Genomic DNA, 1,858 nt, shown 5'->3' on the forward strand with positions numbered 1-1,858 from the left:
GGACGATTGCACCTGCCGCGAGCTTGATTTTTGAGCTCGATGAATGCAGAACGCAACGCCAGAAAACTTATCCAGTCTTTAGATAGTCCATGCCGCATGTCCAAAGAGAGCAAGTTCCTGTCGCGCGTGCTGCGCCATGAGCCCGATCTGATCGGACTGACGCTTGGCCCCGGCGGATGGGTCCAAGTGGACGAGCTCCTGCGCGGCATGAAACGGGCAGGGCATCGGCTTTCCCCCGATGCCCTCCGACAGATCGTCACGGACAACGACAAGCAACGGTTCACGCTCTCCAAGGACGGCCGCCGTATTCGAGCCGCTCAAGGACATTCGGTTGCGGTCGATCTTGGCCTGACGCCCATCGAACCACCAGCCACGCTGTTCCACGGCACGGCCCGTGACAACCTCGATGCAATCTTCGCGAGCGGCCTCAATCCTGGCCGCCGCCAACACGTCCACCTGTCGCCAGATGAGGAAACTGCTGTGAAGGTTGGCACCCGGCATGGTCGTCCCGTGGTGTTGCGGGTGAACACCGCCGCAATGCATGTGAACGGGTTGCCTTTCTGGCGCGCAGACAATGGCGTTTGGCTGACCGCGACCGTGCCGCCGGAATACCTCGGCTTCTGATAACTGCGCTCCCAGAACGAACCGACAGCGCTTGCAAACCCCATCCTTCCCCTGCCTCGTGGGGGCGATGTCAGGATGGGGTTTGCGGCCACCACAGGTGGCCTGGCAAGGTGCTGGCCGGAGGTCGCTAACCGCGCAGATCGTCAGATCGGAGAAGCTCCCGGCAGGGCTCATCAGGAGACTTTGTGGGGTGGCGCAGCCGGGGTCCACACAAAGTCTCCTTATGAGCAAAGAGACTTTGCAGTCATTCGGCCCCGTGCTAGCCTTCCCTCATGGCACACAAACTCGTCTACAACATCGAACCGGCCTCACCGTCCATGATCGCCTCACTGGACCGCCATTGCCTGAAGCGTGTGCCTGACGGTGCATCCAACATCGTCCCCGAACGGTCACACCTGAACGAGATCCTCCAGGGCGATGAGCGCGGCCTGATGCAGTCGCTCAAAAACCTCTACGCAGACGGGGTGAAGAAGCCTGCCGCGCAATCGGAGTCCCCCTATCTGCGGATCGTGGTGTCCGTGTCTCCTGGCTACTTTCGCCCTGATGATCCTGATGCGGTTGGAACATGGGATGAGGATCGCCTGGACGCGTGGAAAAAGGCCGCCATGAACCAGCTCCAGGCCGAGCATGGCGACGATCTCGTCTTCGCTGAGCTGCACCTGGACGAAGACACACCCCACATCCATGCAGTGGTAGCCCCGACCTACCTCAAGAAAGCTCGGAAACCGGGAAAGCAGAAGCGCGGCGAGACCCCTGAGCAGTTCGAAGAGCGCAAGGCGGCGGCTCTGACCTCTCAGGGTGTTCGTACTGTCGGCCGGGCATCTCATCCCACCCTCTCGAAGCCGGGAAGCTTTCAAAAGCTCCGGCAGCACATGACACTCGCCCTCGATCATCTGGGGATCGAGTATGGCGAGGATCGCGCCATTGATGCTCCCGCCGGCCAATCCACGCGAGAGTGGGTCATCCAGCAGGCGGCCGACCTGCGGAAACGGGAAGAGAAGCTCAAACAAGCCCGGGAAGATCTAGAGCGAGATCGCAAGAACAGCCTCGATGAAGCATTGGAACGCCAGCGCATGATCGAGCGCACGGGCAAACTTGCAGCTGACGCCCGCACTCGGATTGTCCAAGCGTCCCGCGAGCAGGAAGAGCGTAGCCAGCTGCGTGTAAGTGAACTGGAACGAGAAGCTGCTGCCCTGGAGAGGCGAGCTGACCAAGAGCGCGACTTCATCGCCCA

General features: G+C 61.0%; 2 protein-coding genes. Both read left to right on the top strand.

The window, feature by feature from the left end; genetic code table 11:
* Window positions 1–96 precede the first annotated feature (96 nt).
* The gene (locus tag HCZ97_RS20350) at window positions 97–624 is read left to right on the top strand and encodes an RNA 2'-phosphotransferase (protein ID WP_167690943.1); all 528 of its coding nucleotides are present in this window, start codon (window positions 97–99) and stop codon (window positions 622–624) included.
* Window positions 625–896: 272 nt separating this feature from the next.
* A partial coding sequence (locus HCZ97_RS20355) for a plasmid recombination protein (protein WP_167690944.1) occupies window positions 897–1,858 on the top strand: 962 nt, incomplete at its 3' end.

Origin of the sequence: Pseudooceanicola sp. HF7, from assembly GCF_011806405.1 — a bacterium.
Classification (GTDB): Bacteria; Pseudomonadota; Alphaproteobacteria; order Rhodobacterales; family Rhodobacteraceae; genus Pseudooceanicola.